Source organism: Zoogloea sp. (assembly GCF_017302315.1).
Lineage (GTDB): Bacteria > Pseudomonadota > Gammaproteobacteria > Burkholderiales > Rhodocyclaceae > Zoogloea.
In genome coordinates this window covers 1-5,347 of the sequence record NZ_JAFLDT010000139.1, presented here as the reverse complement: position 1 = coordinate 5,347, position 5,347 = coordinate 1, and the positions used below count along the sequence as shown (strand labels likewise).

At 68.3% G+C, this 5,347-nt stretch carries 6 protein-coding genes; all 6 read right to left on the bottom strand.

Annotated features, from left to right (window positions below):
• On the bottom strand, positions 1-767 hold a 767-nt coding region (locus tag J0L98_RS20990; protein ID WP_296414133.1), incomplete at its 3' end, for an NAD(P)H-binding protein.
• 96 nt (positions 768-863) lie between these two features.
• On the bottom strand, positions 864-1,391 hold the full coding sequence (locus tag J0L98_RS20985; protein WP_296414131.1) for a MarR family transcriptional regulator: 528 nt from the start codon (positions 1,389-1,391) through the stop codon (positions 864-866).
• Between the two features lie 69 nt (positions 1,392-1,460).
• Positions 1,461-2,762, bottom strand: coding sequence for a hypothetical protein (locus J0L98_RS20980; RefSeq protein WP_296414129.1), 1,302 nt, complete (start codon positions 2,760-2,762; stop codon positions 1,461-1,463).
• A 113-nt stretch (positions 2,763-2,875) separates the two neighbouring features.
• Positions 2,876-3,655 carry an outer membrane lipoprotein-sorting protein gene (locus tag J0L98_RS20975; protein WP_296414128.1) on the bottom strand — a complete coding sequence of 260 codons (780 nt, stop codon included), beginning with the start codon at positions 3,653-3,655 and terminating at the stop codon, positions 2,876-2,878.
• Positions 3,656-3,658: 3 nt separating this feature from the next.
• A complete protein-coding gene (locus J0L98_RS20970) occupies positions 3,659-5,047 on the bottom strand; it encodes an FtsX-like permease family protein (RefSeq protein WP_296414126.1) in 1,389 nt (462 codons plus the stop codon).
• Positions 5,044-5,347: ATP-binding cassette domain-containing protein (locus J0L98_RS20965; protein WP_296414123.1), on the bottom strand; the 304-nt coding region annotated here is incomplete at its 5' end. The genes J0L98_RS20970 and J0L98_RS20965, both read right to left, overlap by 4 nt.

The window sequence follows — 5,347 nt, the reverse complement described above, 5'->3', positions numbered from 1 at the left end:
CCCAGGCGGGCGGCCAGGGCCATCACCGGGGCGGGCACGGGTAGCTGGCGGGTGGGGGCCAGGCCCATGCCGTGGCGGTAGTGCGCAAGCATGCGGCCGAAGCTGACCTGGGTCGCACCGACCACATCGATCTGCTGGCCGGCGGGTTGGTGCGGGTCCATGGCCCGGAGCACGGCTTCGGCCACATCGTCCACCTGCACGGGCTGGAAGCGGGCCGATCCGAGGGCCGGCACGGGCAGCAGGGGCAGGCTGGCGAGCTGGCGGAGCAGGGTGGCGGAGGCGCCGTCGACGCCATGGACCAGGGACGGGCGCAGGATCTGCCAGGCGATGGGCAGGCGCATCAGGGCCTGGTCGGCGGCGTGCTTGCTGCGGAAGTAGGCGGTGGTGCCGGTGTTGGCGCCCAGGGCCGAGATCTGGATGACCCGCGCCACACCGGCCTCGACGCAGGCCGCAAACAGGGCGGCCGGGGCGTGGTGATGGAGGGCGTCAAAGCGCCTGTCGCGGGTTTCGGCAATGATCCCGACGGCGTTGACCACCACCTGGATGCCGCCCAGGCGCCCGCGCCAGTGATCCACGGTGGTGTCGGTGCGGAAGTCGATGGCCATGTCGTCCGGGCGGCGGGCCTGGCGCACGCCCCGGATCACCTGGTGTCCGGCCCGGCTCAGACGGGTGCAGATGGCCCGGCCAAGAAATCCCGAGGCGCCGCAGACCAGGACTTTCAGCGGCATCGTCGGGTGGGAGGGCGGAGGACGTTGTGCGTCGCGCATTTTCAATCCTTTCTGACAGACTTTTCTGTAAAAACAGAAATAAAAGGGTTTAAAAAAACGGGCGGCGAAGCCCGTCCTGCCCGCGGGGGGCGGGGCTTATTCCTTCCGGCGGATGGCCTGACTGATGCGGGCGCTGACGCCCAGGGTCTTCATCAGGGTCTCGGGCTTGTAGCGGAGCATCTCGTCGGCCAGGCTGCTCATGATCTCGATGAACTTGAGGGTGTCCTCGATGCGCTGGCGCGTGCCTGCCTCTTCATCGGCGATGGCCGGGTTGGCCAGGCATTCCCGCAGGGCCGTGGCGGTCGGGTCGATCTCCCGCTGGCGTCGGCCGGCAACGATCAGCTTGAACAGCTCCCACACGTCGGCCGAGGTCTCGAAGTGGTCACGGCGTTCGCCCTTCAGGTGCACCACCCGCACCAGGCTCCAGGACTGCAACTCCTTGAGGCTGGTGCTGACATTGGAGCGTGCCACGCCGAGGGTTTCGGTGATCTCCTCGGCGTCCATGGGGCGGCCCGCCAGGTAAAGCAGAGCGTGGACCTGGGCCACGGTGCGGTTGACGCCCCAGCGTGATCCCATCTCGCCCCAGTGGAGCACAAAGCGTTCGGCTATCGGTTTCAGTTCCATGGGGCGCATGGTACGCCGTCAGTTATTTCTGTCAATACAGAAATAACTGACGTAGACGAGGCCTTCAGGCTAGAAGAAATAGCGCAGGCTAAGCTGCCAGCTCCTTGCCTCGGGCAGGGCGCCGAAGACGCTCAGGGGTGCGCCCCGGTGCTGCAGCCACTGGGCGGCGTATTCGAGGCGGTCCACGTGGTAGCGCGCTTCCAGCCAGCTGCGGCGGCTCCAGTCGATGAGATCCACGTGGTGCATGGCGCTCAGGTCGAGGCGGGGAAGCAGGGCGTCCTGCCACACGCCGTACAGGAACAGGGCTCGCCGGGTGGGCATCTCCTGGGTGCTCCCGGCCCACTGGCGGTACAGGCCGTAGAGGGGCATGGGCCCCTGGCGCAGGCGTCGCCAGTCGGCTTCATCGAGGCCGCCGCCGTTGTGGTGGTATTCGGCCGTCAGGGAGAGTTTGTCGGCGGTGGTGTGGGTGAGCCCGGCGGACAGGTGGTTCTGCCAGTCGCTGCAGCGGCAGGGGGAGAAGGCCGGCGCGGCCTGGCTCAGTTGCGCGGGGCTGCGTCCGGCGGAACTCTCCAGGTAGGCCACGGTGGCATCGGTGACGAGGCCGGTGAGGTTGAAGCCGAACTGGGTGGGCCGGCCTTCCTCCTGGTACACCAGTAGCTGGGGGGTGAAGCCGGCCACTTTCTGGCTCAGGGTCAGCAGGCCGCGGTGCTGCCGGTTGGTGGCGCCCAGGTCGGGGTTGAGGCCTTCCGGTTCGGGTTGGCGCGCCAGGCCTGGCGAGAACAGCACGCTCAGGGAGCCGCTCTCCCACAGGTGCTGGCCCCGCAGCATCACGCTGCCCTGGCGGTTCTCCTTGAGGCTGGCGGGGCTGACGGACACGGCGGCGCGCACGGCGCCGGCGCGGAAATAGTCGGTGGGGTTGTAGCCCAGGGCCACGCCGTTGCGCACGTTGATGCGCCCCAGGTCGAGCAGGGTGTCGGGCTGCAGGCGCCCGCTCAGGTAGGCTTCCTTGAGCGTGTTGATGGCGTGCTCGCTGCCCCGCAGGGGGGGCTGGCTGAGGTCCAGGCGGTTGGCCACCAGAACGCGCCAGTCGCGATTCAGGGCGTGGTCGTACTGGATGTCCAGGGACAGGCGGCGGTTGCTCCGGGTGTCGCCTCCACCGCGGAGCTGGCTGCCCCCCAGGCCCAGTTCCACAAAGCGCCGCCAGTCGCTGGGGGCCTGCACTTCATCGGGTGCGGCGTCGGCGAGGCGCAGGGCGTCCAGGTCGGCATCCTGGGCGGCCAGGGGGCTGGCAGCCATCAGCAGGACTACGGCCAGCCGGGTGGGCGGAGAGGTCTGTGGGGGCGACTTCAGTCGCCCGCGGACTGCGATCAAGGGCAGGCCTGTGATCGATGCGCGATGGGCGACTGAAGTCGCCCCTGCAGGTCGCGCCGACGGAAGAGGCCACATCGACCCTCCGACGACGCGTCGAACTGAGGAAAGCAGCCTCATTCGGGCTTGAAGCGGGGCAGATAGTCCCGCTGCAGCCAGGTCTCGGGCACCTCGCGTTTCACCCAGTCGCTGTAGCGCATCACCGTAACCCAGTCGGGTTCCAGGCCGTCGATGATCACCGTCTCGGTGGGGCGCTGGATGCCGAACACGGTCTGGTAGCGCCGGTAGTAGGCGGTCTTCAGGAGTTTGCCGCTTTCCGAATAGAAGCGTGCCTTGAGGGGGCGGGCGCTGGCCGCGTCCACCCACATGTCGATGCGGTGGTAGGTGGCATCCGGCGTGCTGGCCGACAGGCTCAGGCGGTGGCTGCGGCGGGTCTGACGGTCGCCGTCCTGGGTGTCCTCCTCGACGGCGCTGGTGGCCTGGTAGTCCCGGGCCAGGTTCACCGTCACCACGTCGCCGTTGGAGGCCTGGCCAAGCAGGCGCTGCTGGGGTGACAGGCGGATGCTGGCCTTGCTGGCCGGGTCGTAGAACCACAGATCCTTGCCGTTGAAGAGGATCAGCTTGTTGGCATCCCGGGCCGGCGCGGTATAGCGCACCAGGCTGCGGAACTGGCCGCCGTGGGGGTCGGCCTTCGAATAAATGGCCAGGGTGCTGCTGTCGGTCTGTTTGCCCTGGCGGTACTCGATGAGGCTGTTGGTGAGACCGAAGGGAAAGTCCGGGTTGCGCACCGCGTCGCTGGCGATGAGGATCTCCTGGGGGCTGGGCGCAGCCCCGGCGGGCAGGGCAAGGGTGGCAAAGACGAGGAGGGGGGCGAGGAAGCGGAGCCGTATCTTCATGATTCAGGCGTGACGCAGGGCATCGACGATCACCAGTTTCGCCGCCCGCCGCGCCGGCCACCAGGCCGACAGGAGGGTGACGCCGAGCATGCCGAGAACACTGCCGACCAGCAGCGGCAGATCCTGACCGACGCGCACCAGGATCAGATAGGCATAGGAGTAGCCGGGGGGCGTCCATGACCAGCCGCTGTGGTTGATGGCGTAGGCGATGATCAGTGCGCAGAGCACGCCGAGTGCCGAGCCGGCGAGGCCCAGCAGCAGGGCCTCGCACACGAACAGGCGGCGGATGCCGGCGCGGCGCAGGCCCATGGCCCGCAGGGTGCCGATCTCGGCGGTGCGTTCCACCACGGCGGTGCTCATGGTGTTGCCGATGGTGAACAGCACGATGACGCCGATCAGGAGGGCAATGAAACTGAACATGGAGCCCATGAACTCGTTGGTCTGCCGGTACATGGGGTTGAGGGTTTCGAAGTCCAGGATCTCCAGGTCCGCATCCTTGAAGTGCTCGGCCAGCAGCGCGTTGAGGCGCGCACGGGCGGCAGGGATCTGCCAGGTGTGACGGAGCTGCACCAGGATGGCGGTGACCTGGGGCGTACCGGTTCCGAAGATCAGGCGTTGGGCCTGGGCCAGATGCATGGCCATATACACGTCGTCGAGGGCCTTGATGCCCATGTTGTTGGCTTTGATCACATTGAGGCTGGCCACATTGGGGGCGCCCCGCGCGGTGGCGGCGAGCATCTCGATGCGGTTCTCGCCCGCCGGCTGGGGGCTGGCCTTCTCCACGGCCGTGAGGGCCGCGATGTCGTCGGGCAGCGCGGCACCGTCGCTGGCGCTGTGCGCCCTTCCCGGGCGGCAGTCGGGGGCGTCGAGCAGGGCGCAGAGATTCAGTCTGCGTGCCACGCCGGTGCCGACGATCACCGTGTCCTCGGCGGCCCCGGCCAGGGGCAGCGGCTTGGCGTAGCTGACCACGCCCAGGTCGTTCCACTGATACATGCGGTTGCGATCCTCGGGGATCAGGCCGATGGCCATCACGGAGCGGGACACGCCCGCGGCAAAGTTGCCGGCAATGCCGCCCAGTTGCAGCGTGGGCGTGACAACGGCCAGCATTGGCGCCAGCTCCGGATCCTGACGGATCCGTTCGATAAGCTGGGGGTAGTTCGCAATGCCGTAGGCGGTGGGGTTGTCGCCGCCGTCGAGGAAGTAACCCCGGCGCTGGACCTGCAGGTGGCCTGTCTGCTGAACGAAGCCGGTCTGTGTTCCGTAGATGATGTTGGAGCGATAGCCCCCGAACAGCAGGATGGCCACTAGGCCCACCATCATGGCCAGCAGGGTGGTGAGGGAGCGGCGGCGGTTGCGCAGCAGGTTGCGCAGGGCCAGGGATACCGTGTTCATGCCTGCCTCCCTTCGATGCCGGTGATGCGCCCGTCGCGGATGAAGATGATCTCGTCGGCCTCGGCGTGCACCTGGGGGTCGTGGGACGAGAACACGAAGGACACGTCCTGCTCGCGCTGCATGCGGCGCATCAGGGCGATGATCTCGGCGCCGGTGTGGCTGTCGAGATTGGCGGTGGGCTCGTCGGCGAGCACCAGCGGCGGCGCGGTGGCCAGGGCGCGGGCAATGGCCACGCGCTGGCGCTGGCCGCCGGAGAGCTGCGCCGGGAGGGTGTGCTGGCGCTCCGACAGGCCCACCGCG

Coding starts and splice junctions, on each gene's coding strand:
- J0L98_RS20970 (WP_296414126.1), bottom strand. CDS start 5,047: ATGAACACGGTATCCCTGGCCCTGCGCAACCTGCTGCGCAACCGCCGC.
- J0L98_RS20975 (WP_296414128.1), bottom strand. CDS start 3,655: ATGAAGATACGGCTCCGCTTCCTCGCCCCCCTCCTCGTCTTTGCCACC.
- J0L98_RS20985 (WP_296414131.1), bottom strand. CDS start 1,391: ATGGAACTGAAACCGATAGCCGAACGCTTTGTGCTCCACTGGGGCGAG.